The organism is Sinomonas atrocyanea (assembly GCF_030811715.1).
GTDB classification, from domain to species: Bacteria; Actinomycetota; Actinomycetes; order Actinomycetales; family Micrococcaceae; genus Sinomonas; species Sinomonas atrocyanea_A.
In genome coordinates this window covers 1-24982 of the sequence record NZ_JAUSRH010000016.1, presented here as the reverse complement: position 1 = coordinate 24982, position 24982 = coordinate 1, and the positions used below count along the sequence as shown (strand labels likewise).

The window sequence follows — 24982 nt, the reverse complement described above, 5'->3', positions numbered from 1 at the left end:
CACCATGACCGAGACGAGCGCCGCCGAGGCCGGCCACGAGACAGACCTGACTCCGGTCAGGCCGCCCGCGTCCGAGCTGCTCATCGTCACGGGGATGTCCGGCGCCGGCCGCAGCACCGCGGCGAACGCCCTCGAGGACCACGGGTGGTACGTCGTCGAGAACCTCCCCCCGCAGCTGCTCGGCACCCTATCCGACCTCGTCCGCCACTCGCCGGACCGCATCCCCAAGCTCGCGGTCGTCATGGACGTGCGCAGCAAGGCGCTCTTCGCCGACATCCGCGACGCGCTCGGCCAGCTCACCTCGAGCGGCACGGAGTACCGCCTGCTGTTCCTCGACGCGAGCGACGACGTGCTCATCCGCCGGTTCGAGCAGGGCCGCCGCCCCCACCCCCTCCAGGAGGGCGGCCGCATCTCGGACGGCATCGCGGAGGAGCGGACCCTCCTGCGCGAGCTCAGGGACCACGCGACGATCGTCCTGGACACCTCGGACTTCAACGTGCACGGCCTCGCCACGGCCATCACGGAGCTCTTCTCCGAGAAGGGCCCCGTGACGGTGCGGCTGAACGTCATGAGCTTCGGCTTCAAGTACGGCCTCCCGGCCGACGCCAACTTCGTCGCCGATGTGCGCTTCCTCCCCAACCCGCACTGGGTGCCCCAGCTGCGCCCGCACACCGGCCTGGACCCGGACGTGCGGGACTACGTGCTCGTGGCCAACGGGGCCCAGGAGTTCGTGGAGCGCTACGTGAACGCCCTCGAGCCCGTCCTCGCCGGCTACCGCCGCGAGAACAAGCACTACGCCACGATCGCGATCGGCTGCACCGGCGGCAAGCACCGCTCGGTCGCGATCGCCGAGGAGATCTCCAAGCGGCTCGCCCAGCAGCCCCGGGTCACGGTCACCACGGCGCACCGGGACCTCGGCCGCGAGTGAGCACGCTCTTCACGGGGCCGCTGCCCCTCATCCGCCCGGGCGCGGGCACCGACGGCGGCAAGCCCAAGGGTCCCGCCGTCGTCGCCCTCGGCGGTGGCCACGGCCTCGCCGCGTCGCTGTCCGCCCTGCGCCTGCTCACCACGGAGCTCACCGCCGTCGTGACCGTCGCGGACGACGGCGGCTCCTCCGGCCGCCTCCGGGCCGACTTCGGCGTCCTCCCGCCCGGCGACCTCCGGATGGCCCTGGCCGCGCTGTGCGACGACACCGACTGGGGGAGGACGTGGCGCGACGTCATGCAGCACCGGTTCCGCTCCCCGGCCGGCACGAGCGGCCTCGACAACCATGCGATGGGCAATCTGCTCATCGTCACCCTGTGGGAGCTGCTGGGGGACGTCGTCGACGGCCTGCGCTGGGCCGGCGCCCTGCTCGGCGCGCGCGGCCAGGTGCTGCCGATGTCCCGCGTTCCCCTCACCATCGAGGGCGACGTCGTGGTCACCGGCGGCGGCGCCCACGGCGGCCCCGCGCGGGTGGAGACCATCCGCGGGCAGGCCGCGTGCGCGGTGGCCGGCCGCCTCGAGGACGTCCGGCTCGAGCCGGACGACGCCCCCGCGTGCCCCGAGACCCTCAGCGCGATCGAACTCGCCGACTGGGTCGTGCTCGGCCCCGGCTCCTGGTACACCTCGGTGCTGCCGCACCTGCTCCTGCCGCAGCTGCGCCAGGCCCTCGTCGACACCCCGGCCCGCCGCTGCCTGACGATGAACCTCGCGGTCGACACCAAGGAGACCACGGGCATGAGCGCGGCCGACCACCTCCGCGCGATCCAGCGGGTCGCACCGGGGTTCCGGGTGGATGCGGTGATCGCGGACCATGCGTCGGTGGCGGATCGCGCGGAGTTCGAACGGGTCGCCGCCGAGCTCGGAGCGCAGGTCCTCTTCGATAGAGTGAGGTCCTCCGGCCGACGGCCGGTGCACGACGCGCTCCGGCTGGCCGGTGCGTACCATGAGGTCTTCACCGGGGGCGGGACCCCCGCGGCAGGCCGTTGAGCGTGGGTCCGGTGCGGACGCCGCGGGAGCAGGAAGGACAGCCATGGCATTGACCCAGAGCGTCAAGGACGAGCTGTCGCGGCTGACGGTGAAGAAGTCCTCCGAGCGCAAGGCGGAGGTCTCCGCCATGCTGCGGTTCGCCGGCGGGCTCCACATCATCTCGGGGCGGATCGTCATCGAGGCCGAGGTGGACCTCGCCGCGACGGCCCGCCGGCTCCGGGCCGCCATCGCCGAGGTCTACGGGCACCCCAGCGAGATCATCGTGGTCTCCGGCGGCGGGCTCCGGCGGGGGAGCCGGTACGTGGTGCGCGTGGTGCGCGACGGCGAGGCCCTCGCCCGCCAGACCGGGCTGCTCGACAACCGCGGGCGCCCCGTCCGGGGCCTGCCCTCCACTGTCGTCAACGGCTCCGCCGCGGACGCGGAGGCGGTCTGGCGCGGGGCCTTCCTCGCGCACGGGTCGCTGACCGAGCCCGGCCGCTCGAGCTCGCTCGAGGTGACCTGCCCGGGCCCGGAGGCCGCGCTCGCCCTCGTGGGCGCCGCCCGCCGGCTGGGGATCGCCGCCAAGGCGCGCGAGGTGCGGGGGGTGGACCGCGTCGTCGTGCGTGACGGCGACGCCATCGCCGCGCTGCTGACGCGCATGGGCGCCCACGACGCGCTCATGGCGTGGGAGGAGCGGCGCATGCGCAAGGAGGTCCGCGCGACCGCGAACCGGCTGGCCAACTTCGACGACGCCAACCTGCGCCGGTCGGCCCAGGCAGCCGTGGCCGCCGGGGCCCGCGTCGAGCGCGCCCTGGAGATCCTCGGCACCGACGTCCCGGAGCACCTGCGCTACGCCGGCGAGCTCCGGGTCGCCCACAAGCAGGCGAGCCTCGACGAGCTGGGCCGGCTCGCCGACCCGCCCATGACGAAGGACGCGATCGCGGGCCGGATCCGGCGGCTCCTGGCCATGGCGGACAAGAAGGCCGCCGAGGAGGGGGTCCCCGGAACCGAGGCCAATGTGACGCCGGAGATGCTCGACGGTTGACCGGCGCCGGGCGCGGGTACCGCAATGATCGGTATCCCATCCGGCGCATCTGCTTAGGATGGAGCCGTCACCAGCCCGCGCGCCGCGACCAGCGCGTGCGGGGAGCCAACCGATGGAGGATGTTGTGACCTACGTACTGCCCGAGCTCCCGTACGACTACGCCGCCCTCGAGCCGCACATCTCGGCCCGGATCATGGAGCTCCACCACGACAAGCACCACGCGGCCTACGTCGCCGGCGCCAACACCGCCCTCGAGAAGATGGCCGAGGCGCGGTCCAACGGCGACGGCGCGGCCGCTGCCAAGCTCTCGAAGGACCTCCAGTTCAACCTCGGCGGCCACCTCAACCACTCGATCTTCTGGAACAACCTCTCCCCGGACGGCGGCGACAAGCCCGAGGGCGAGCTGGCTTCCGCGGTCGACGAGTACTTCGGCTCCTTCGACGCCTTCCGCGGCCACTTCACGGCCGCCGCCACGACCATCCAGGGTTCCGGCTGGGCCATCCTCGCGTACGAGCCCCTCGGCGGGAACCTGGTCATCGAGCAGATGTACGACCAGCAGAACGGCGTGCCGGTCGCGACGACGCCGCTCCTCCAGCTGGACATGTGGGAGCACGCCTTCTACCTCGACTACCAGAACGTCAAGGCGGACTACGTCAAGGCCTTCTGGAACATCGTCAACTGGGCCGATGTGGCCCGCCGCTTCGAGGCCGCCCGCTCGGGCGCCAAGGGCCTCGTCACCTTCTCCTGATCGGAGACCTGCGTCACATTTTGTGACTTTCAGTGCGAAAGGGTCCGTCTGTTCCCGGACGGGCCCTTTCGCCGTAGGATGGGGAAACGGAAAGGCCCGTGCGGCCTTTCAGCCATGACAATGGAGACTTGGGCTGTCGGCCTTTCCCTGTGCAAATCTCTGCCCAACGGCGTGCGGGACCGTCTAACAGTTCGAGCAGTCTTCGCGGATGCTCGACTGAGCATCAAGGAGATCGACCAGAGTGACCACTCGAATTGGCATCAACGGCTTCGGCCGCATCGGGCGCAACTTCTTCCGCGCAGCCCTCTCCCAGGGCGCAGACCTCGAGATTGTGGCCGTCAACGACCTGACGAGCCCCGAGACTCTCGCCCACCTGCTCAAGTACGACTCGATCACCGGCCGCCTGGCCGAGTCCGTCGAGGTCCGCGAGGGGACCATCGTCGTCGGCGGCAAGGAGATCAAGGTGCTGGCCGAGCGCGACCCGGCCAACCTGCCGTGGGCCGATCTGGGCGTGGACATCGTCATCGAGTCGACCGGATTCTTCACCAAGGCCGAGGGCGCCAAGAAGCACCTCGCCGCGGGCGCGAAGAAGGTCATCATCTCGGCCCCGGCCACGGACGAGGACGTCACGATCGTCATGGGCGTCAACGACGGCCTCTACGACCCCGCGAACCACAACATCATCTCGAACGCCTCCTGCACGACGAACTGCCTCGGCCCGCTGGCCAAGGCGATCAACGACGCGTTCGGGATCGAGCGGGGCCTCATGACCACGGTCCACGCCTACACCGCCGACCAGAACCTCCAGGACGGCCCGCACCGCGATCTCCGCCGCGCCCGCGCCGCCGCGATCAACATGGTCCCCACGTCCACCGGCGCGGCGAAGGCCATCGGCCTGGTCCTGCCGGAGCTCAAGGGCAAGCTCGACGGCTACGCGATCCGCGTGCCCGTTCCCACCGGCTCCGCGACCGACCTGACGGTCACGGTGTCCCGAGAGGTCACCAAGGACGAGGTCAACGCCGCCGTCAAGGCCGCCTCCGAGTCCGGCCCGCTGGCCGGCTTCCTCACCTACACGGAGGACCCGATCGTGTCCTCCGACATCGTGGGAGACCCGGCGTCGTCGATCTTCGATTCCGGGCTCACCAAGGTGATCGGCAACCAGGTCAAGGTCGTCTCGTGGTACGACAACGAGTGGGGCTACTCGAACCGCCTCGTGGACCTGACCGAGCTCGTCGCGTCCAAGCTCTGACCCGCGCCGTAACGCACGAAGAACTCGGATAGCCTGAGTCCATGACTGCACGCACTCTCGACGACCTGCTCGCCGATGGTGTCCGTGGGCGGCACGTTCTGGTCCGTTCGGATCTGAACGTGCCGCTCGACGGTTCCACCGTCACCGACGACGGACGCGTCCGCGCCTCCCTGCCCGTGATCCAGAAGCTCGCCGAAGCCGGCGCCCGCGTCCTGGTGATGGCCCATCTCGGCCGGCCCAAGGGCGCCCCGGACCCCAAGTACACGATCAAGCCCGCCGCTGACCGCCTCGCGGAGCTCGCCGCGCCCGCCGGCGTCACCGTGCTGCGCGCGGAGGACACGGTCGGGGACAGCGCCAAGGCCCTCGCCGCCTCGCTCGAGGACGGACAGGTGCTCGTCCTCGAGAACGTCCGCTTCGACGCGCGCGAGACGAGCAAGGACGACGCCGAGCGGACCGCCTTCGCCCGCGAGCTCGCCTCCCTCACGGGCGAGCGCGGCGCCTATGTGGACGACGCGTTCGGCGCCGTGCACCGCAAGCACGCCTCGGTGTACGACATCGCGGCCGTCCTGCCCGCCTACCTCGGCGAGCTCGTCCGGACGGAGGTCGAGGTGCTCCGCCGCCTCACCGACGGCGCCGAGCGTCCCTACGTCGTGGTCCTGGGCGGATCGAAGGTCTCGGACAAGCTCGCGGTCATCGCCAACCTCATCGGCAAGGCGGACAAGCTCCTGGTTGGCGGCGGCATGCTCTTCACCTTCCTCGCGGCCCAGGGGCACAAGGTCGGTGGGAGCCTGCTCGAACAGGACCAGATCGCCACCGTGCAGGACTACCTCGCCCGCGCCGCGGCAGCCGGCACTGAGTTCGTCCTCCCGACCGATGTCGTTGTCGCCTCGAAGTTCGGGGCCGACGCCGACCACGAGGTCGCCGCGGCCGACGCCATCGAGGGCACGTCCTTCGGAGCCGCCGGCATCGGCCTCGACATCGGACCCGACACCGCCGCGGCGTTCGCCAAGGAGATCGCCGGGGCCAAGACCGTGTTCTGGAACGGCCCGATGGGCGTGTTCGAGTTCCCGGCCTTCGCTGCCGGGACCAAGGCCGTCGCGCAGGGCCTCGTCGACGCGACCGCGGCCGGCGCCCTGACCGTCGTCGGCGGCGGCGACTCCGCCGCCGCGGTCCGCACGCTCGGCTTCGACGACGCCCAGTTCGGACACATCTCGACCGGCGGCGGCGCGAGCCTCGAGTACCTCGAGGGCAAGGAGCTCCCGGGCCTCACGGCCCTCGGAGCCTGAGCCCCAGGCCCCGCCGCCGAGAGGCGGCGGGGCCTCCCTGTGCCCACCACACCACCTCGTCAGGAGCCCACCGTGACCACCTCCGCGAACGGCACGTTCGAGCGCACCCCCCTCATCGCCGGCAACTGGAAGATGAACATGGACCACGTCCAGGCCATCACCCTGCTCCAGAAGCTCGCCTGGACCCTCGATGACGCGAAGCATGACTACGCGCGGGTCGAGGTCGCGGTGTTCCCGCCCTTCACCGACCTCCGGGGCGTCCAGACGCTCGTGGCGGGCGACGACCTCGCCATCGCCTACGGCGGCCAGGACCTCTCCCAGTTCGACGCCGGCGCCTACACCGGCGACATCAGCGGCGCCTTCCTGGCCAAGCTCGGCTGCCGCTACGTCCTCGTGGGCCACTCCGAGCGCCGGACGGTCCACGGCGAGACGGACGAGGTCCTCAACGCCAAGGTCAAGGCCGCCTACAAGCACGGGCTCGTGCCGATCCTGTGCGTCGGCGAGGGGCTCGAGGTCCGGCAGGCGGGCACCCACGTCGAGCACACCCTGGCCCAGCTCAGGGCGGACGTCGAGGGCCTCACCGCCGACCAGGCCGCGCAGCTCGTCGTGGCCTACGAGCCCGTCTGGGCGATCGGCACGGGCGAGGTCGCCGGGCCCGGCGATGCGCAGGAGATGTGCGCCGCGCTGCGCGCCGAGCTCGCCGCGCTGTTCGGCGACGAGGCCGCCCGTGCCACGCGCCTCCTCTACGGCGGATCCGTCAAGGCGGCCAACGCCGCGGCCATCCTCGCCGAGCAGGACGTGGACGGCGTGCTCGTGGGCGGTGCGAGCCTCGACGTCGCCGAATTTGCTAGCATTGTCAGGTTCGAGAGCCACGCGGGCGCGTAGCAGCGCCGCGACCACGCACGACAGCTGACGGAAGGCCACGAGGCAAACCTGTGCAAGTACTCCAGATCATCCTCCAGATCATCCTGGGCATCACGAGCCTCCTGCTCACCATGCTGATCCTCATGCACAAGGGCCGCGGCGGCGGCCTCTCGGACATGTTCGGCGGCGGGATGTCCTCCGGTCTGGCGTCGTCCGGCGTTGCCGAGAGGAACCTGAACCGCTTCACCATCATCCTCGGCGTCACCTGGGGCGTGGTGATCATCGCGCTCGGGCTCATCATGCGCTTCTCGAACGTCGGGGAGTCCTGACCCGCAGCAGCAAGCAGCTTTCCCAGCAGAACGAGGCCGGGACCAGCATCCGCTGGTCCCGGCCTCGTCGCATCAAGGTCCGCTCAGGCGTCGCTCAGGCCGACGCCGGCTCCTTGCGGACCAGCTCCTGGGGCACCTTCGCGGCGGCGGCGGCGTCGATGAGCCACAGCGTGCGGGTGCGGCCCCTCGCGCCGGCGGCGGGCACGTGCACGGCGCCGGCCCCGGCGAGGGCGAGGCCGACGGCGCCCGCCTTGTCCTCGCCCGCCACGAGCATCCACACCTCGTCCGCCGACTTGATCGCCGGAAGGGTCAGCGAGATGCGCGCCGGCGGCGGCTTGGGAGCGTTCTCGACGCCGACCACGGTGCGATCGGTCTCCCGGATCCCGGCCATCTCGGGGAACAGGGAGGCCACGTGCGCGTCGGGCCCCACACCGAGGAGCAGCACGTCGAAGCGGGGCACACCCCGCACGCCGCCCGGCAGATCGGACTCGTGCTCGGCGGATGCGGCCTCGGCCAGCCTGCGGGCGTAGTCCGCTGCGGCGTCGTCGGCCGTCGCGAAGTCCCCCGCAGCGCCGGGGCGGTGCACGCGCGCCGGGTCGAGCGGCAGCCGCCCCAGCAGCGCCTCATCCGCCTGGACCGTGTTGCGGTCTGGGGAGTCGGCCTCCACGAAGCGCTCGTCCCCCCACCACACGTTGACCTTGGACCAGTCCACGGCACGGCACGCGGGCGAGTCGGCGACGGCGCGCAGGGTGCCGATGCCCATCGTCCCGCCGGTGAGCACGATCGTCGCCTCGCCGTACCGGTCCTGGGTGTCCACGAGTTTCGTGATGAGTCTGGCAGCGATCGCGGCCAGCAGCACGGACGAGTCGGGATGGATGCTCACGCGGGGATCAGCGCTCACTCGGCTGCACACTCCTCAGGTTCGTGCGCGGCAGCCCGGCAGTGAGGACTTCGCCGAAGACCTCGTCCGGGTCGAGCCTGCGCAGCTCTTCGGTGAGGCAGTCTTGCAGACTCCGCCGCGGCAGGGCAATGCGCTGGGCGGGCTGGTCGGGCTGGGTCAGCTCCGCGACCGTGAACCCCGGGCGGTGCAGCTGGATGTCCCCGGTCGACCGCCGGAGGCGGACCCGCCGGATGCCCGTGCCCGCGGGATCGGCCACGATCGTCACCGGACTGTCGAGGGTCAGCCCGAGCCATGCGGCCAGCAGCACCGTGCTGGGGGAGTCCGAGGCGCCCTCGACGGTGACGGCGGAGACCGGTTCGGGATCGACCTGGTCCAGTGCGGCGGCGAGCTGGATGCGCCAATTCGTCAGCCGCGTCCACGCGAGGTCGGTGTCGCCCGGCCGGTACGTCTCGCGCAGGTGGAAGAGCGCCGCGGTGGGGTCCGGCTCGTTGCCCGAGTCCGTGATGCGCCGATGGGCGATGCACCCGATCGAGGTGGCGCTCGCGTTGTCCGGGGCCCCGTGCGGCCACCAGGCCACGATCGGGGCATCGGGGAGGAGCAGTGCCGCGACGAGCGATTCGCTCTCCTCGGCCAGCCGGCCGTAGCCGCGCAGCACGATCACCTCGGAGGCGCCGGCGTCCCCGCCCACGCGAATCTGCCCGTCGATGCGGTCTGCCGCATCGTGGCCCGAGTCGACGAGCACGATGATGCGGCAGGGGTGCTCGCGGCTGGCCTGGTTCGCCGCCTCGATCGCCTCCTCCTCGAAACCGTGCTTGGTGATGACCACGAGCGTGAGGACCCGCCCGAGGGCGACGACGCCGCCCCGGTGGCGGAGGTTGGTGATCTCCTTGGAGATCCGCGAGGTCGTGGTGTTGGGCAGGTCGATGATCATGGTCGCCTCCAGGTGCGTCCGTCGCGGGCGAGGAGCTCGTCGGCGCTGCGCGGCCCCCAGCTGCCCGGCTCGTACGGTTCAGGCTGCTCGCCGGTGCTGGCCCAGTGCTCCTCGTACGGATCGAGGATCTTCCAGGACAGCTCGACCTCCTGGTGCCGGGGGAACAGCGGCGGCTCGCCGAGGAGGACGTCGAGGATCAGCCGCTCGTACGCCTCGGGGGAGGACTCGGTGAAGGAGTGCCCGTAGCCGAAGTCCATGCTCACATCGCGGACCTCCATCTGCGTGCCCGGGACCTTGGAACCGAACCGGATCGTGGCGCCCTCGTCGGGCTGGACGCGGATCACGACGGCGTTCTGGCCGAACTCGGCCTCCTCCTGGTCCTGGAACAGCAGGTTGGGGGCGCGCTTGAACACCACGGCGATCTCCGTCACGCGGCGGCCGAGCCGCTTGCCCGCCCGCAGGTAGAACGGCACGCCGGCCCAGCGGCGCGTGTTGATGTCCACGCGGATCGCGGCGTAGGTCTCGGTCGTGGAGTCGGCCGGGATGCCGTCCTCCTCGAGGTATCCCTTGACGAGCTCGCCGCCCTGCCACCCGCCCAGGTACTGACCGCGGGCCGAATGGGTCGAGAGGTCCTCGGGCAGCCGCACCGCGGCCAGCACCTTCTCCTTCTCGGCGCGCAGGTCGTCGGCGTTGAAGGAGATCGGCTCCTCCATGGCCGTCAGCGCGAGGAGCTGGAGGAGGTGGTTCTGGATCACGTCGCGGGCTGCGCCGACGCCGTCGTAGTAGCCCGCGCGGCCGCCGGTTCCGATGTCCTCGGCCATGGTGATCTGGACGTGGTCCACGTAGTTGGCGTTCCAGATCGGCTCGAACAGCATGTTGGCGAACCGCAGGGCGAGGATGTTCTGGACCGTCTCCTTGCCCAGGTAGTGGTCGATCCGGAAGACGGCGTCGGGCGGGAAGACGGACTCCACGATGTCGTTCAGGGCGCGGGCCGAGGCGAGGTCATGCCCGAACGGCTTCTCGATGACGACCCTGCGCCACTTGCCCTGCTCGGGCTGGGCGAGGCCGTGGTCGGACAGCTGCCGGCACACCTGCTCGAACGCCTTGGGCGGGATCGAGAGGTAGAACGCATGGTTGCCGCGCGTGCCGCGCTTCGCGTCGAGCTCCTCGAGGGTGGCCTTGAGGTTCTCGAACGCCTCGTCGTCGTCGAAGGAGCCCTGCACGAACCGGACGCCCTCGTTCAGCTGGGCCCAGACGGTCTCGTCGAAGGGCGTGCGGGCGTACTGCTTGACGGAAGCCTTGACCTCCTCCGCGAAGTCCTCGTGCTCCCACTCGCGGCGGGCGAAGCCCACGAGGGCGAAGCTCGGCGGCAGGAGGCCGCGGTTGGCGAGGTCGTACACGGCGGGCATGAGCTTCTTGCGCGCGAGGTCGCCGGTCACCCCGAACAGCACGAGGGACGAGGGCCCCGCAATGCGGTTGAGGCGCCGGTCGCGCGGGTCGCGCAGCGGATTCGAGCGCCGCTTCGTCCCGGTCGCGCCGTTGTCGTTCTCTGGCATGATGCCTTTCTAGTCCATCGGATGCGGTCCGCGCAGCGGACACGAGCGGCCGACCCGGGTCGCCCGGGCCGGCCGCTCGTGGGCGTCAGCGCGAGAGCGCCGAGATGAGACCGGTCAGTTGCGCGACGCCTGCCGCGCGGTCGGTGAGGTGGAGCTGCAGCACGGGGCGGCCGTGGTCGCGCAGCACCTGGGCGTCTCCGGCGGCCTGCGCGGCGATGAGCCGCCCGAACGTGAACGGGCGCTCCGGGATCTCGACGTCCTGCGCGGCATCCGCCGTGATCTGGAGGAACACGCCGACGGCGGGGCCGCCCTTGTGGAACTGGCCGGTGGAGTGCAGGAAGCGCGGGCCCCACCCGAACGTCGTCGGGCGTCCCGTGGCCGCGGCGAGCTGGTCGCGGACAGCCTCGAGCTTGGGGTAGGCGAGCCGGTCGAGGTAGGCCTGCACGCTCAGGTAGCCGGTGGGGCCGAGCTGGGCCAGCAGCGCCCTGACGGCCTCCTCGACCGTCGAGGCGCCCTCGAGCCACTCGCCGCCGCGCACCTCGATGGCGCCCTCGGTGAAGAGCGCCGGTGTGGGCTCCGGCTGGGCGTCCAGGAGTCCGCGAGCGGCGGCCTTGGCGGCCTCGACGTCGGGCTGGTCGAACGGGTTGATGCCGAGCAGGCGCCCGGCGACGGCCGTCGCGAACTCCCACACGAGCATCTGCGTCGCGAGGGAGCCGCCGACCGCGGCCTCGTTGGCGCCGAGCGAGGGCTCGCCCTCCGCGGAGACGAGCCGCACGACGAGCACGTCGTCCGCACCCGAGGTGACCTCGGGGGCGCCGGCGCCGGCGACGACGGGGAGCACGCCGCGGCCGATCTTGCCGGTCGATTCGGCGATGAGCTGCTCGGCCCAGTCGGCGAAGCCGGCGATGCCGGAGCCGTCCTCGACGATCACGATCTTGTCCCGCAGCGGGGACGTTCCCCCGAGGGCCGCTCCCAGCTGCAGGCCGATGTTGTCCTCCGAGTCGTCGCGCAGGAGTTCGGCCGCTTCCTCGGCCTCGTCGAGGAGCGCCTGGAGGTCGACGCCGGCCAGCCCCGCCGGCACGAGGCCGAAGGCGGTCAGCGCCGAGTAGCGGCCGCCGACAGTCGGGTCGGCCTTGAACACGGCCCGGTACCCTGCCTCGCGCGAGGCGCTCTCGAGGGGGGAGCCGGGATCGGTCACGACCACGATGCGGGAGGCCGCGTCGATGCCCGCCTCCGTGAAGGCCGCCTCGAAGGCCCGGCGCTGCGAGTCGGTCTCGACCGTGGACCCGGACTTGGAGGAGACGACGATGGCGGTGTTCTCGAGGCGCTCGGCGAGGGCCTCGGCGACCTGTTCGGGGTCGGTCGAGTCGAGGACCACGAGGGGAACCCCGGCCGTGCCGGCGATCACCTCGGGGGCCAGGGAGGACCCGCCCATGCCGCACAGGACGATGCGGTCCACGCCCTCGGACCGGAACGCATCGCGGAGCGCGGTGATCTCCGCGACGAGGGGCTGGGAGACCGTGGCGGCCTCCGTCCACCCCAGGCGCTTGCCGGACTCCTCCTCGGCGTCCGGGCCCCACAGCGTGGCGTCCTTGGCGAAGATGCGGCTCGCGACGGCGTCGGCCGCCAGCTGCTTCACGTGCGCGTCGACGGCGGCCTGCGCCGCGCCGGTCGCCTCGAACGTCAGGGCGCTCATGCGCGGGCCCCGTGCGCGGTCTCGGACAGGGTGCGCTCGACGTCGGCGAGGAGGTCCTTCCAGGACGCGACGAACTTGTCCAGGCCCTCGGACTCGAGGACGGAGACGACGTCGTTGTAGTCGATGCCGAGCTCTGCCAGTGCGTCGAGGTGGGCGTTGGCCTCGGCGTACGTGCCCGTCACGGTGTCGCCCGTGACCTCGGCGTGGTCGAAGGTCGCCTCGAGGGTCTTCTCCGGCATCGTGTTGACCACGCCGGGGGCGACGAGGCCCGTGACGTAGAGGGTGTCGGGGAGGGCCGGGTCCTTGACGCCGGTCGAGGCCCACAGCGGGCGCTGCGGGAGGGCGCCGGCGTCGGCCAGGAGCTTCCACCGCTCGGTGGTGAACTCCTCCTCGTAGATCTGGTAGGCGAGGCGGGCGTTGGCCAGGCCGGCCTTGCCCTTGAGGGCCGTGGCCTGCTCGGTGCCGACCTTCTCGAGGCGCTTGTCGATCTCGGTGTCCACGCGGGAGACGAAGAACGAGGCGACCGAGTGGATCTGGGACAGGTCGTGCCCCGCCGCCTTGGCCTTCTCGAGGCCGGTCATGAACGCGTTGATCACCGCGCGGTAGCGGGTGAGCGAGAAGATCAGGGTCACGTTGACGCTGATGCCCTCGGCGAGGGTCGCCGAGATCGCCTCGAGGCCCTCGAGCGTGGCCGGGATCTTGATGTGCACGTTCGGCTGCGCGACCTTGGCGTGCAGGCGCTTGGCCTCGGCGATCGTCCCGGCGGTGTCCCACGCCAGGCGCGGGTCGACCTCGATGGAGACCCGGCCGTCCACGCCCCGCGTCGCCTCGGCCACGGGGGCGAAGAGGCGGCACGCGTCGGCGACGTCGGCCGTGGTGATCTCGAAGACCGTCTTCTCGGCGTCGGCGCCCTCGGCGACGAGCTCGCGCAGCTGGTCGTCGTAGCCGTGGCCCTTGGTGATCGCGGCCTGGAAGATGGTCGGGTTGGTGGTCACCCCGACGACGTTCTTCTCGGAGATGAGCGCAGCGAGCGAACCGTCCTGGAGGCGGAGCCGGGAGAGGTCGTCGAGCCAGATGGACACGCCCGCGTCGGAGAGGGCCTGGGTGGGGGTAGTCATGTGAGGTGCTCCTCGTGGGTCAGGCCGCGGCGGCGGCGATGGAGTCCTTGGCGGCGGCGGCGACCGCTTCGGCGGTGATGCCGAACTCGGTGAAGAGGGTCTTGTAGTCGGCGGAGGCGCCGTAGTGCTCGAGGCTGATGGAGCGGCCGGCGTCGCCGACGAAGCGCCGCCAGGTCAGGGCCAGGCCGGCCTCGACCGAGACGCGCGCCCTGACCGCTGCAGGCAGGACGGACTCGCGGTAGGCCTCGTCCTGGGCGTCAAACCACTCCACGCACGGCATCGAGACCACGCGGGCGGCAACGCCCTCGGCGGCCAGCGCCTCGCGGGCCGTGACGGCGAGCTGGACCTCCGAGCCGGTGGCGATGAGGATCACGTCCGGCTCGACGTCGGCGCCGTCACGCTGGGCCTCGGCGAGGACGTAGCCGCCCTTGGAGACGTTCGACGCCGAAGCGAAGCCGCCCTGGCCCGATCCGTTCTGGCCGCGCTCCCAGGTCGGGAGGTTCTGCCGGGTCAGGACGATCCCGGCCGGGCGGTCCGTGTGCTCCAGGATGGTCTTCCAGGCCTGGGCGGTCTCGTTCGCGTCGGCGGGGCGGACCACGTCCAGGCCGGGGATGGCCCGCAGGGAGGCGAGCTGCTCGACCGGCTGGTGGGTGGGGCCGTCCTCGCCGAGCCCGATCGAGTCGTGGGTCCAGACGTAGGTGGACGGGATGCCCATGAGCGCCGAGAGGCGGATGGCCGGGCGCTGGTAGTCAGAGAAGATCAGGAACGTCCCGGAGAACGCCCGGGTCTTCCCGCCGAGCGTGATGCCGTTGACGATCGCGGCCGCGGCGTGCTCGCGGATGCCGAAGTGGAGCACGCGCCCGTAGGGGTTGCCCTCCCACGCATGGGTGGAGCGGGAGGCCGGGATGAACGAGGGGGAGCCTTCGATCGTGGTGTTGTTCGACTCGGCGAGGTCAGCGGAGCCGCCCCAGAGCTCGGGCAGGACGGGTCCGATCGCGTTGAGGACCTTGCCGGAGGCGGCGCGGGTGGAGACGTCCTTGCCGGCCGGGAACTCGGGCAGCGAATCGGCCCAGCCCTCGGGGAGGCGGCGGGCCTCGATGCGCTCGTGCAGCTTCGCCGCTTCGGGGTTCGCGGCCTTCCAGGCGTCGAAGGACTCCTGCCAGGCGGCCTTGGCCTGCTCGCCACGCTCGACGGCCCTGCGGGTGTGCTCGAGGACCTCGGGATCGACCTCGAAGGACTTCTCCGGGTCGAAGCCGAGGATCTCCTTCAGGGCCGCGACCTCCTCGGCGCCCAGGGCCGAGCCGTGGATCTTGCCGGTGTTCTGCTTGGTCGGCGCGGGCCAGCCGATGACGGTGCGCAGGGAGATGATCGAGGGCCGGCCCGTCTCGGCCTTGGCCGCGACGAGGGCGTCGTAGAGGGCGGGCACGTCCTCCCTGTACTCGCCGGAGGCGGTCCAGTCGACCCGCTGGGTGTGCCAGCCGTAGGCCTCGTACCGCTTCAGGACGTCCTCCGTGAAGGCCACGTCGGTGTCGTCCTCGATGGAGATGTGGTTCTCGTCGTAGATCACCACGAGGTTGCCCAGCTCCTGGTGCCCGGCGAGGGAGGAGGCCTCGGAGGTCACGCCCTCCTGCAGGTCGCCGTCGGAGGCGATGACCCACACGGTGTGGTCGAACGGGGACTCGCCCTGGGCTGCCTCGGGGTCGTAGAGGCCCCGCTCGCGGCGGCCGGAGTAGGCGAACCCGACCGAGGAGGCCAGGCCCTGGCCCAGCGGGCCGGTCGTGATCTCCACACCCTTGGTGTGCTTGTACTCGGGGTGGCCCGGGGTGAGCGAGCCCCAGGTGCGCAGCGACTCGAGGTCGCCCAGCTCGAGGCCGTACCCGGCCAGGAACAGCTGGATGTACAGGGTCAGCGACGAGTGCCCCGGGGAGAGGATGAAGCGGTCGCGGCCGATCCAGGTCGGGTCCGCCGGGTCGTGGCGCATGAGCTTCTGGAACAGCAGGTACGCGGCCGGGGCCAGGCTCATCGCCGTGCCCGGGTGCCCGTTGCCCACCTTCTGCACCGCGTCCGCCGCGAGCACGCGGATGGTGTCGACGGCCTTGCGGTCCAGGTCGGTCCAGGTCAGTTCTTGCACATCCACAGCAGGCACGTACACGGCCCCTCTCCATTGCTGGCGGCAGGCAGCCTACGGGGCACGCGAATGGTGGGCCCTGCAAAGCATCCTGCCAGCCGTTCACCATCGAAACGTTTGTCGGTGTCTGCCCACTGCCCTCATGCGCCTTTCCCTACACATATCCGGCCACCGGTCTGGCTGGCCGTTCGTCCCGGGGGCGCGTCCCAGCAGCAGGGCATCCAGCATTCATACTAGCCACGGGACCCCGCGGGGGGAGAGGTGTTTCGGGAAATTGCCACCGATATTCCACTCTGTGAACGTCTCCGGGCAGCTGCCGGGAGCGGCGCTGGGGGGTGGCGCGGCCAACCGGGGGGCGTACGGGCGGCGGGTATCATGGAGGCGGTCCTCGAGCACCCCTTGCGGGGACCGACGATCCCGAGTAGAAGAGTCGCGCATCCGTGAGCACAGCAGACGCCCCCGCCACAGCACCGTCCAGGCCAGCGAAGCTCGGCCTGCGCCGCAAGATCAAGGCGTACGTCGCCCTCACCAAGCCCCGGGTCATCGAGCTGCTGCTCGTGAGCACGCTGCCGACCATGATCTACGCCGAACGCGGCTTCCCGTCGATCGGCCTCATCATTGCCACCCTGGTGGGCGGGGCGTTCGCCGCGGGGAGTGCCGGTGCGTTCAACTGCTACATCGACCGGGACATCGATCGGCTGATGCGCCGCACTGAGAACCGCCCGCTCGTGACCGGAGAGGTGACGCCGCGGGAGGCGCTCGTCTTCTCCTGGGTCCTGGGCATCGCATCGCTCGCCATCCTGTGGTTCGGAGCGAACCCGCTCTCGGCCGTGCTCGGCGCCGGCGCGATCTTCTTCTATGTCGTGGTCTACACGCTCGTCCTCAAGCGCAGGACTGCCCAGAACATCGTCTGGGGCGGAGCCGCCGGCTGCTTCCCGGTGCTCATCGCGTGGTCCGCCGTCACGAACACGATCGAGTGGCCCGCGGTCATCCTCTTCCTGGTGATCTTCCTGTGGACCCCGCCGCACTACTGGCCGCTGTCCATGCGGTACGGCGAGGACTACCGCAATGCGCAGGTGCCGATGCTGGGCGCGGTGGCGGGGGCGAAGATCGTCGCCGTGCAGGTCGTCCTGTACGCGTGGGCGATGGTGATGGCCTCGCTCCTGCTCGTCCCGCTCGGCCACGCCGGGTGGGTGTACACCCTCACTGCGCTCGCCTCGGGGGCATGGTTCCTGTACGAGTCGCACGCGCTCTATGCCCGCGCGCAGCGCGAGGAGATCCAGGACAAGAAGGCGATGAAGGTCTTCCACGGCTCCATCAGCTACCTCACGCTGCTCTTCCTGGCCCTTGCCGTGGACCCCTTCGTGGGGGGCCCGCTCCTGGGCTGAACCGGAGACAGCGAGAGGCCCGCAGCACTCGATGCTGCGGGCCTCTCGCTGTCTCGGCGCAGAAGAAGCGGACTGGGGACTACGCCGTGGGGCTGTGCCTGGCGACGTCGGCCGCATTCACTGCCGCGGCCATGAGGAGCGCCGAGACGAGCATGTGCGCTGCGACGAGGAGCGCCGGGATGCCCGTGTAGTACTGGGTGATCCCGAGGGCGGCCTGCAGGACTGTCAGGCCGAGGAGGGCGAGCACGCCGTTGCGGAAGGAGCCCTTGATCCGGCGGCCCAAGGTGGCGACGACGGCGAAGAGGGCCCCGAAGAGCACGAGGTACGCGGGGACGGCGTGGATGTGCGAGAACAGGTCCCAGTCGAGCCCGTTGCGCGGCGCGTTGGCGTCGCCTGCGTGCGGGCCCGCACCGGTGACGGTGACCCCCAGGACCACCGCCGCGGCCGTGGCCACCGTCGTGGCGAGCATGGCCGGCGCCATCGAGCCCGGCAGGGCCGGGTGCACCCTGTCCATGAAGCGGCCGGTGCGCCCATAGGCCCGGTTGACGAGGAGCATCGACAGGACCACGAGGGCCATCGAGACCAGGAAGTGCAGCCCGACCACCCAGGGGTTCAGGTGCGTCAGCACGGTGATCCCGCCGATGATCGCCTGCGCGGGAACGCTGGCGAGCAGCCCGACGGCGAGCCAGAACAGGTCCTTGCGCTCCTTGCGCAGGTTCCACAGCATCACCAGCATGAGGACCGCGACGGCCGTGAGCGCGAACGTCAGGAGCCGGTTGCCGAACTCGATGATTCCGTGCACCCCCATCTCCGGCGTGGTGGTGATGGACTCTGCGGTGCAGCGGGGCCACGTGGGGCAGCCGAGCCCGGAGGAGGTCAGGCGTACGGCGCCGCCGGTGAGGATGAGCACGATCTGCCCGACCAAGGAGGCGATCGCCATGGCGCGGATGCGGCCGTCCACCTCCCGGGGGAGCCGGGCGGTGAGGCGTGTCAGTGCGGTGTCTGTCATGGTTTCAGCTCCATCGGAACCAGCGGGTGGCGGCGGCGCCGGCGAGCACGGTCCACGTCAGGAGCACGGCGGCGGCAGGGACATTCAGGGAGCCTTCGAGGAAGGCCGAGCGCACGGCGTCGCCGAGCGCTCCGGAGGGGAGGAATCCGACCACGGGGGCCAGGGCGGCCGGCACCCGCTGGACGGGCAGGACGATCCCGCCGAGGACGCCGAGGAGGATCCACACGAGGTTGGTCACCGCGAGCGTGGCCTCCGGCCGGGCAGTGCCGGCGATGAGCAGGCCGAGGGCGGTGAACGCGGCGGCGCCCAGGGCCAGGAGCGGCAGCCCGAGGAGGACCCCGAGGGCGCCGGGCCGCCAGCCGAGGGTGAGCGCGACGCCGCCGATGACGACGACCTGGACGGCGAGGACCACCAGGACCGCGAGGACCTTTCCCGCGATGAGTCCGCCGCGGCCGAGCGGCGTGGTCGAGAGGAAGCGGAGCACGCCGTAGCGGCGGTCGAACCCCGTCGCGATGCCCTGGCCGGTGAACCCGACGCTCATGGTGCACAGGGCGAGCACGCCCGGCGCGGCGACGGCGATCCGGCTCGGTCCCAGCCCGTCGAGGACGGGCGTGACGGTGAGGCCGACAAGCGCGAGGATCGGCAGGACGATCATGAGCGTCAGCTGCTCGCCGTTGCGCAGCATCGCGGCCGTCTCGTACCGGCCCTGCTGCCAGACGCGGCGCGTGAGCCCTGCGGCGGCGCTCATGCGGCCCTCCCGCCGGGCCGGGCACCCTCGTCCTCGGCCGCGGACTCGGCGGCGATGGAGAGGAAGACGTCCTGGAGGTTGGCGGTGCCGAGCTCGAGCGAGGCCGGCATGATGTCCCGCGCGTGGAGCCACTGCGCGACGGCGAGGAGGTCTGCCGGGGTGAGCTCGCCGGCGACCGTGTAGTGGCCGGCGGAGGCCTCGGTGACCGTGACCTCCGGGCCCTGGCCAGTGCGGCCGGCGAACGCCGCCGCGAGGTCGAGGCCTGGCCGCGCCCGCAGCGTGAGCCGCGACCGGGTGCCCTCACGGCCGGCCAGGATCTCCCCGACGGTGCCGCTCGTCACCACCCGGCCCCGGTCGAGGATGTGGACCACGTCGGCGAGGCGCTCCGCGTCGTCGAGGAGATGGGTCGTGAGGATGACCCCGAGGCCGTCACGGCGCAGTTCGTCGATGAGGTCCACCACGAGCTGGCGGGACTGCGGGTCGAGGCCGGCGCTGGGCTCGTCGAGGAAGACGACCTCGGGCCTCCCGATGAGCGCGGCCGCGAGGGCGACCCGCTGCTTCTGGCCGCCGGAGAGGCGCCGGATCGTGGTGGAGGCGAACTCATGGATCCCGAGCCGCTCGGCCAGCTCGCCGACGGGGCGCGGGTCCGTGTACATGCCGGCGACGTGCGCGAGCAGGGCGAGCGGCCGCGCGGCGGGGGGCAGGCCGCCCTCCTGCAGCATGATGCCCACGCGGGCGCGCAGCGCGGCGTCGGCCTTCTCGGGGTCCTCGCCGAGGAGGCGGACGACGCCGGCGGTGCGCCTCTGCAGGCCCTGCGCGCACTCGAGGGTGGTCGTCTTCCCGGCGCCGTTGACGCCCAGGATCACGGTGATCTCACCGGCGTTCGCCGTGAGGTCGACTCCTGCCAGCACCCTCTTCATGCGGCCTTCGAGAGAGGGGAGGGGGCCGACGTCCTTCACCAGGCCTTCTATTTCGAGGCAGGGAGTACCGGTCTGTAGCACCCGCCCATTCTACGCAAGGTAGTAGTGCGTTCCCTGTGAGCGGGCCGGCGCCGCCGGGCGGCCCTGCCGTGTCCGCCGAGGGCGTGATAAGCATCTCCTTACTGGAGACCCGCTGGATATTAGGCAATGATTGTCTTGTGTATTCCGTGACCTCTTCGAAGCCCGATGCCCGGGCCGATGCTGAGGACCGCACGCGGGACCGTGTCCTCAGCGCAGTCCTCGAGCACGGGCCTGTCAGCGCGGCGGAGCTGGGCGAGATGCTCAACGTCACGCCCGCCGCGGTCCGCCGCCACCTCGACGCCCTCACCGAGGCCGGCGTCGTGGAGGTCAAGCGGGTCGCGACCTCCGGCGTCGGTGCTGGCCGTCCCGCCCGGCGGTACGTGCTGACCTCGAGGGGCCAGTCCACGATCGGCGACGACTACCTCGCGATCGCCCGCAAGGCCCTCGAGCGGCTCGGCGAGCTCGGCGGCCCCGGGGCCGTCGAGGACTTCGCCCATGAGCGCTTCGCGGCCATGGAGAGGCGCTACCAGCCGCTCGTGGACGCAGCGGGCGAGGACATCGCGGCGCGGGCGCGGGCCCTCGCCGAGGCGCTCACGGCGGACGGCTTCGTCGCCTCCGCCGCCTCCGTGCAGGGCAAGGCGCCGCTTCCGGCCCACCTGGGGAGCGTCCAGCTCTGCCAGGGGCACTGCCCCGTGCAGGAGCTCGCCGCGGAATTCCCCGTCTTCTGCGACAGCGAGACGGCCGCGTTCTCACGCCTCCTCGGCGTGGACGTCCGCCGGCTCTCGACCCTCGCGCAGGGCGGGCACGTGTGCACGACCCACATTCCTACCGGGCGGGGCCAGCTGAGGCTGCCCGGCGCGGAGACCGCAACCAACCAGCAAGAGAGGCCGTGATGACGGATCAATTAGCTGAGAACCGCGCCGCGACGGCCGGGGGCCAGGCCGGCGCCGGGTCCACGGTGATCGCGGAGATCCTGGAGAAGAACCCCGAGCTCCACGGGATCGGCACGTACGAGTACGGATGGGCCGACAAGGACGACGCCGGCGCGAACGCGCGCCGCGGCCTCAACGAGGACGTGGTCCGGGATATCTCCGCCAAGAAGGGCGAGCCCGAGTGGATGCTCGAGACGCGCCTGAAGGGCCTGAAGTACTTCGACCGCAAGCCCATGCCGCTGTGGGGCGCGGACCTGTCCGGGATCGACTTCGACAACATCAAGTACTTCGTCCGCTCCACGGAGAAGCAGGCCGCCTCGTGGGAGGACCTGCCCGAGGACATCCGCAACACCTACGAGAAGCTGGGCATCCCGGAGGCGGAGCGCTCCCGCCTCGTGGCGGGCGTCGCGGCCCAGTACGAGTCCGAGGTCGTGTACCACCAGATCCGTGAGGACCTGGAGAAGCAGGGCGTGATCTTCCTCGACACGGACACCGCGCTCAAGGAGCACCCGGAGTTCTTCCAGGAGTACTTCGGCACCGTGATCCCGGTGGGCGACAACAAGTTCGCCTCCCTCAACACGGCCGTCTGGTCCGGCGGCTCGTTCGTGTACGTCCCCAAGGGCGTCCACGTCGAGATCCCGCTGCAGGCCTACTTCCGCATCAACACGGAGAACATGGGCCAGTTCGAGCGGACGCTCATCATCGCGGACGAGGACTCCTACGTCCACTACATCGAGGGCTGCACGGCCCCGATCTACACGTCCGACTCGCTGCACTCGGCCGTCGTCGAGATCGTCGTGAAGAAGGGCGCCCGCGTGCGCTACACGACCATCCAGAACTGGTCGAACAACGTCTACAACCTCGTCACCAAGCGCGCCATCTGCCACGAGGGCGCGACGATGGAGTGGATCGACGGCAACATCGGCTCGAAGGTCACCATGAAGTACCCGGCCGTCTACCTCGTGGGCGAGCACGCCAAGGGTGAGACGCTCTCGATCGCGTTCGCCGGCGAGGGCCAGCACCAGGACACCGGCTCGAAGATGGTCCACATCGCGCCGAACACCAAGTCCTCGATCGTGTCCAAGTCCGTGGCCCGCGGCGGCGGCCGTGCGGCGTACCGCGGCCTCGTCCAGGTCCGCGAGGGCGCCAAGCACTCCGCCAACACGGTCCGCTGCGACGCGCTGCTCGTCGACACGATCTCCCGCTCGGACACCTACCCGTACATCGACATCCGCGAGGACGACGTCGTGCTGGGCCACGAGGCGACCGTCTCGCGGGTGTCCGAGGAGCAGCTCTTCTACCTCATGTCCCGCGGCCTGCCCGAGGACGAGGCGATGGCGATGATCGTGCGCGGCTTCATCGAGCCGATCGCCCGCGAGCTCCCGATGGAGTACGCCCTCGAGCTGAACCGCCTGATCGAACTGCAGATGGAAGGGTCCGTCGGCTGATGACTGAGATGACCGAAGAGAAGACCGCAGAGAAGGCCCGCATCGGCACCCCGTCGATCCCCGGGCTCACGGAGGAGGGCGAGAGCCTGACCCCGCTCGAGCCCGCCGGGCAGACCTCGCCGCTGGGCGGGGCCGCCGCGAAGGCGCACTCGCACGGCGGGGGCTACGGCATCCCGGACAGCTCGCGCGCAGGCCGCCTCACCTCCTACCGGCTCGAGGACTTCCCCGTCCTCAAGGGCACCGAGGAAGAGTGGCGGTTCACGCCGCTCAAGCGGCTCGGCGGCCTGCACACCGCGGCGCTGGACGGCGCGGCCCCGGCCGTTGCCGTCGAGGGGCCCGAGCAGGTCCGCGTCGAGACGGTGGGCCGCGACGACGCCCGCATCGGCTCGGCCGGCATCCCCGAGGACCGCGTCTCGGCCAACGCGTGGGCGCACTTCAGCGAAGCCACCGTCGTCACGGTGCCCGCGGGTGCCGAGCTGGCGGACCGGGTCCTCGTGACCCTGACCGGAGCGGGCTCCGCCCCTGCCGCGCAGCACCTCGTGGTCATCGCGGAGCAGGGCTCCCGCGGCGTCGTCGTGCTCAACCACGTGGGCGAGGCGGTCGTGTCCGAGAACGTCGAGATCGTCCTGGAGGACGGCGCCGACCTCACGGTCGTGACCCTTCAGGAGTGGACCGACACCTCGGTGCACGCCTCGAGCCAGCAGGTCAAGGTGGGCCGCGACGCGCACCTGAAGCACATCGTGGTGAGCCTGGGCGGCTCGCTCGTCCGCATGACCCCCACGGCCCGGTTCGCGGCGCCCGGCGGCGAGGTCGAGCTCTACGGCCTCTACTTCGCCGACGCCGGCCAGCACCTCGAGCACCGCACCTATGTGGACCACGCCCAGCCGAACTGCGTCTCGAACGTCCTGTACAAGGGCGCGCTGCAGGGCAAGGATGCGCGCACGGTGTGGGTCGGCGACGTGCTGATCCAGAAGCAGGCCGAGGGCACCGACAGCTACGAGAAGAACCAGAACCTGGTCCTCACCGACGGCTGCCGCGCGGACTCCGTGCCGAACCTCGAGATCGAGACCGGCCTCATCGAGGGCGCCGGGCACGCGAGCGCGACCGGCCGCTTCGACGACGAGCACCTGTTCTACCTCATGGCGCGCGGCATCCCCGAGGATGTGGCCCGCCGGCTCGTGGTGCGCGGCTTCCTGAACGAGATCATCCAGAAGATCGGTGTCCAGGGCATCGAAGACCACCTGACCGAGGCCGTCGAGCGCGAGCTCGAAGCCGGCGACAACTGACAACGACCTTTAGTACAGCCCGGCCCGCCGGGCAGTAGGAGAACACACATGTCGACACTGGAGATCAAGGACCTGCACGTCTCGATCGAGACGGAGCAGGGCGTCAAGGAGATCCTCAAGGGCGTCACCCTCACCGTGAAGACGGGGGAGACCCACGCGATCATGGGCCCGAACGGCTCCGGCAAGTCCACCCTCGCCTCGACGATCGCGGGCCACCCCCGCTACACCGTCACGTCGGGCTCGATCACGCTCGACGGCGAGGACGTCCTCGCGATGAGCGTGGACGAGCGCGCCCGCGCGGGCCTGTTCCTCGCGATGCAGTACCCGGTGGAGATCCCGGGCGTCACCATGACGAACTTCCTGCGGACCGCGAAGACCGCGATCGACGGCGAGGCCCCCGCCATCCGCCACTGGACCAAGGACGTCAAGGCGGCCATGGAGCAGCTGCGCATCGACGCGGACTTCGCCCAGCGCAACGTCAACGAGGGCTTCTCCGGCGGCGAGAAGAAGCGCGTCGAGATCCTCCAGCTCGAGCTGTTCAAGCCGAAGTTCGCGATCCTCGACGAGACCGATTCCGGCCTCGACGTCGACGCCCTCAAGGTTGTCTCGGAGGGCGTCAACCGCGCCCACGCCGAGGGCAACATGGGCACGCTCCTCATCACCCACTACACGCGGATCCTGCGCTACATCAAGCCGCAGTTCGTGCACGTGTTCGTGGACGGCCGCATTGCCGAGCAGGGCGGCCCGGAGCTCGCCGACCGCCTCGAGGACGAGGGCTACGACCGCTACCTCACCGGCGCCGGCTCCGCGACCGCCACGGCCTGATTCGGGCCACGGCCACCACTTCGACACTGGGAAGGCAGTGATGACAGAGATCCAGCCCGCACCGACATCGCTCGAGGACGTCGAGGAGCGTCTCAAGGACGTGATCGACCCCGAGCTCGGCGTCAACGTCGTGGACCTGGGGCTCGTCTATGGGCTCGAGTACGGCGAGGACGGGGCGCTGCTGATCAGCATGACGCTCACGACCGCCGCATGCCCGCTCACGGACATCCTCGAAGAGCAGGTCGGCAAGGTCCTCGACGGCGTTGTCGACGAGTGGCGCCTCAACTGGGTGTGGATGCCGCCCTGGGGTCCCGAGCGGATCACCGAGGACGGGCGCGACCAGATGCGCGCCCTCGGCTTCAACATCTAGAGGACAGGGTCCCGGCGAGGACCCGCCCGCGCCAGCGCACGACGGCGGGCGGGGGCGGCGCGGACACGCCGGCCAGGGCCCCCCCCCAAGCAACCCCACGGGCAACGGGGCCGCAACGGGGCCGGGCGCGTGGTGGAGCTAAGTGGGGTACCCCCCCCCCACCCCCCCCAGAGA

At 71.0% G+C, this 24982-nt stretch carries 23 protein-coding genes; 14 read left to right on the top strand and 9 right to left on the bottom strand.

The genetic code is table 11. The features are described from left to right. The first annotated feature begins 4 nt into the window (after positions 1-4). The 8 genes from rapZ (at position 5) to secG (ending at position 7471) form a co-directional block, all read left to right on the top strand. Positions 5-928: an RNase adapter RapZ gene (gene rapZ, locus J2W21_RS18180; RefSeq protein WP_307115932.1), complete on the top strand. Its 924-nt coding sequence runs from the start codon at positions 5-7 to the stop codon at positions 926-928. After that, complete coding sequence (locus J2W21_RS18175) at positions 925-1971, top strand: gluconeogenesis factor YvcK family protein (protein ID WP_307115931.1); 1047 nt, start codon at positions 925-927, stop codon at positions 1969-1971. Before rapZ ends, J2W21_RS18175 begins: the two co-directional genes overlap by 4 nt. 43 nt (positions 1972-2014) lie before the next feature. Further along, a complete protein-coding gene (gene whiA, locus J2W21_RS18170; protein ID WP_307006192.1) occupies positions 2015-2995 on the top strand; it encodes a DNA-binding protein WhiA in 981 nt (326 codons plus the stop codon). 112 nt (positions 2996-3107) lie between these two features. Beyond that, positions 3108-3743 carry a superoxide dismutase gene (locus J2W21_RS18165; RefSeq protein ID WP_307115930.1) on the top strand — a complete coding sequence of 212 codons (636 nt, stop codon included), beginning with the start codon at positions 3108-3110 and terminating at the stop codon, positions 3741-3743. Between the two features lie 241 nt (positions 3744-3984). Continuing rightward, positions 3985-4992 (top strand): type I glyceraldehyde-3-phosphate dehydrogenase, encoded by a 1008-nt coding sequence (gene gap / locus J2W21_RS18160; RefSeq protein ID WP_307115929.1) that lies wholly within the window; start codon positions 3985-3987, stop codon positions 4990-4992. A 41-nt stretch (positions 4993-5033) separates the two neighbouring features. After that, positions 5034-6278, top strand: coding sequence for a phosphoglycerate kinase (locus J2W21_RS18155; RefSeq protein WP_307115928.1), 1245 nt, complete (start codon positions 5034-5036; stop codon positions 6276-6278). Between the two features lie 72 nt (positions 6279-6350). Beyond that, a complete protein-coding gene (tpiA, locus tag J2W21_RS18150) occupies positions 6351-7163 on the top strand; it encodes a triose-phosphate isomerase (RefSeq protein WP_307115927.1) in 813 nt (270 codons plus the stop codon). Between the two features lie 50 nt (positions 7164-7213). Then, on the top strand, positions 7214-7471 hold the full coding sequence (gene secG / locus J2W21_RS18145) for a preprotein translocase subunit SecG (protein ID WP_307115926.1): 258 nt from the start codon (positions 7214-7216) through the stop codon (positions 7469-7471). Between the two features lie 94 nt (positions 7472-7565). On the opposite strand, the gene pgl is transcribed toward secG, so the two are convergent. The 6 genes from pgl to tkt all read right to left on the bottom strand — a co-directional run bounded on the left by pgl (position 7566) and on the right by tkt (position 15810). Continuing rightward, positions 7566-8372, bottom strand: a complete 807-nt coding sequence (pgl, locus tag J2W21_RS18140) for a 6-phosphogluconolactonase (protein WP_307115925.1) — start codon at positions 8370-8372, stop codon at positions 7566-7568. Further along, positions 8362-9303, bottom strand: a complete 942-nt coding sequence (locus tag J2W21_RS18135) for a glucose-6-phosphate dehydrogenase assembly protein OpcA (RefSeq protein ID WP_307115924.1) — start codon at positions 9301-9303, stop codon at positions 8362-8364. The genes pgl and J2W21_RS18135 overlap by 11 nt, the downstream gene beginning before the upstream one ends. Further along, positions 9300-10859, bottom strand: a complete 1560-nt coding sequence (gene zwf, locus J2W21_RS18130) for a glucose-6-phosphate dehydrogenase (protein WP_307115923.1) — start codon at positions 10857-10859, stop codon at positions 9300-9302. The genes J2W21_RS18135 and zwf overlap by 4 nt, the downstream gene beginning before the upstream one ends. A gap of 85 nt (positions 10860-10944) precedes the next feature. Then, positions 10945-12555 carry a glucose-6-phosphate isomerase gene (locus J2W21_RS18125; RefSeq protein ID WP_307115922.1) on the bottom strand — a complete coding sequence of 537 codons (1611 nt, stop codon included), beginning with the start codon at positions 12553-12555 and terminating at the stop codon, positions 10945-10947. Beyond that, a complete protein-coding gene (tal, locus tag J2W21_RS18120) occupies positions 12552-13673 on the bottom strand; it encodes a transaldolase (RefSeq protein ID WP_307115921.1) in 1122 nt (373 codons plus the stop codon). Before tal ends, J2W21_RS18125 begins: the two co-directional genes overlap by 4 nt. 19 nt (positions 13674-13692) lie before the next feature. After that, positions 13693-15810 (bottom strand): transketolase, encoded by a 2118-nt coding sequence (tkt, locus tag J2W21_RS18115; RefSeq protein ID WP_307115920.1) that lies wholly within the window; start codon positions 15808-15810, stop codon positions 13693-13695. Positions 15811-16241: 431 nt separating this feature from the next. Here tkt and J2W21_RS18110 point away from each other — a divergent pair, with 431 nt between their 5' ends. Continuing rightward, positions 16242-17189, top strand: a complete 948-nt coding sequence (locus J2W21_RS18110; protein ID WP_307115919.1) for a heme o synthase — start codon at positions 16242-16244, stop codon at positions 17187-17189. A 79-nt stretch (positions 17190-17268) separates the two neighbouring features. Here the strand turns inward: J2W21_RS18110 and J2W21_RS18105 are convergent, their stop codons facing one another. The 3 genes from J2W21_RS18105 to J2W21_RS18095 are packed head-to-tail and all read right to left on the bottom strand — an operon-like array spanning position 17269 to position 19866. After that, on the bottom strand, positions 17269-18198 hold the full coding sequence (locus J2W21_RS18105) for a COX15/CtaA family protein (RefSeq protein WP_307115918.1): 930 nt from the start codon (positions 18196-18198) through the stop codon (positions 17269-17271). 4 nt (positions 18199-18202) lie between these two features. Then, positions 18203-18946 (bottom strand): ABC transporter permease, encoded by a 744-nt coding sequence (locus tag J2W21_RS18100; RefSeq protein WP_307115917.1) that lies wholly within the window; start codon positions 18944-18946, stop codon positions 18203-18205. Continuing rightward, positions 18943-19866 (bottom strand): ABC transporter ATP-binding protein, encoded by a 924-nt coding sequence (locus J2W21_RS18095; protein WP_307115916.1) that lies wholly within the window; start codon positions 19864-19866, stop codon positions 18943-18945. The genes J2W21_RS18100 and J2W21_RS18095 overlap by 4 nt, the downstream gene beginning before the upstream one ends. A 218-nt stretch (positions 19867-20084) precedes the next feature. On the opposite strand from J2W21_RS18095, the gene J2W21_RS18090 reads away from it, so the two are divergent. Genes J2W21_RS18090 through J2W21_RS18070 form a run of 5 tightly spaced genes read left to right on the top strand, consistent with a single transcriptional unit; the run spans position 20085 to position 24808 of the window. Continuing rightward, a complete protein-coding gene (locus J2W21_RS18090; RefSeq protein ID WP_307115915.1) occupies positions 20085-20840 on the top strand; it encodes a helix-turn-helix transcriptional regulator in 756 nt (251 codons plus the stop codon). Continuing rightward, complete coding sequence (gene sufB / locus J2W21_RS18085; protein WP_307115914.1) at positions 20840-22327, top strand: Fe-S cluster assembly protein SufB; 1488 nt, start codon at positions 20840-20842, stop codon at positions 22325-22327. Before J2W21_RS18090 ends, sufB begins: the two co-directional genes overlap by 1 nt. Next, positions 22327-23613, top strand: coding sequence for a Fe-S cluster assembly protein SufD (gene sufD, locus J2W21_RS18080; RefSeq protein ID WP_307115913.1), 1287 nt, complete (start codon positions 22327-22329; stop codon positions 23611-23613). The genes sufB and sufD overlap by 1 nt, the downstream gene beginning before the upstream one ends. A 48-nt stretch (positions 23614-23661) precedes the next feature. Next, positions 23662-24438 carry a Fe-S cluster assembly ATPase SufC gene (gene sufC, locus J2W21_RS18075; RefSeq protein ID WP_307115912.1) on the top strand — a complete coding sequence of 259 codons (777 nt, stop codon included), beginning with the start codon at positions 23662-23664 and terminating at the stop codon, positions 24436-24438. Between the two features lie 40 nt (positions 24439-24478). Next, complete coding sequence (locus J2W21_RS18070) at positions 24479-24808, top strand: metal-sulfur cluster assembly factor (protein WP_307006170.1); 330 nt, start codon at positions 24479-24481, stop codon at positions 24806-24808. The last annotated feature ends 174 nt before the right edge of the window (positions 24809-24982 follow it).

Bases quoted from the DNA above. Each gene is read 5' to 3' on its own strand.
- rapZ (WP_307115932.1), top strand. From the start codon at position 5: ATGACCGAGACGAGCGCCGCCGAGGCCGGCCACGAGACAGACCTGACT.
- whiA (WP_307006192.1), top strand. From the start codon at position 2,015: ATGGCATTGACCCAGAGCGTCAAGGACGAGCTGTCGCGGCTGACGGTG.
- J2W21_RS18165 (WP_307115930.1), top strand. From the start codon at position 3,108: ATGGAGGATGTTGTGACCTACGTACTGCCCGAGCTCCCGTACGACTAC.
- J2W21_RS18155 (WP_307115928.1), top strand. From the start codon at position 5,034: ATGACTGCACGCACTCTCGACGACCTGCTCGCCGATGGTGTCCGTGGG.
- J2W21_RS18135 (WP_307115924.1), bottom strand. From the start codon at position 9,303: ATGATCATCGACCTGCCCAACACCACGACCTCGCGGATCTCCAAGGAG.
- zwf (WP_307115923.1), bottom strand. From the start codon at position 10,859: ATGCCAGAGAACGACAACGGCGCGACCGGGACGAAGCGGCGCTCGAAT.
- J2W21_RS18125 (WP_307115922.1), bottom strand. From the start codon at position 12,555: ATGAGCGCCCTGACGTTCGAGGCGACCGGCGCGGCGCAGGCCGCCGTC.
- tal (WP_307115921.1), bottom strand. From the start codon at position 13,673: ATGACTACCCCCACCCAGGCCCTCTCCGACGCGGGCGTGTCCATCTGG.
- J2W21_RS18105 (WP_307115918.1), bottom strand. From the start codon at position 18,198: ATGACAGACACCGCACTGACACGCCTCACCGCCCGGCTCCCCCGGGAG.
- J2W21_RS18100 (WP_307115917.1), bottom strand. From the start codon at position 18,946: ATGAGCGCCGCCGCAGGGCTCACGCGCCGCGTCTGGCAGCAGGGCCGG.
- J2W21_RS18095 (WP_307115916.1), bottom strand. From the start codon at position 19,866: ATGAAGAGGGTGCTGGCAGGAGTCGACCTCACGGCGAACGCCGGTGAG.
- sufB (WP_307115914.1), top strand. From the start codon at position 20,840: ATGACGGATCAATTAGCTGAGAACCGCGCCGCGACGGCCGGGGGCCAG.
- sufD (WP_307115913.1), top strand. From the start codon at position 22,327: ATGACTGAGATGACCGAAGAGAAGACCGCAGAGAAGGCCCGCATCGGC.
- sufC (WP_307115912.1), top strand. From the start codon at position 23,662: ATGTCGACACTGGAGATCAAGGACCTGCACGTCTCGATCGAGACGGAG.
- J2W21_RS18070 (WP_307006170.1), top strand. From the start codon at position 24,479: ATGACAGAGATCCAGCCCGCACCGACATCGCTCGAGGACGTCGAGGAG.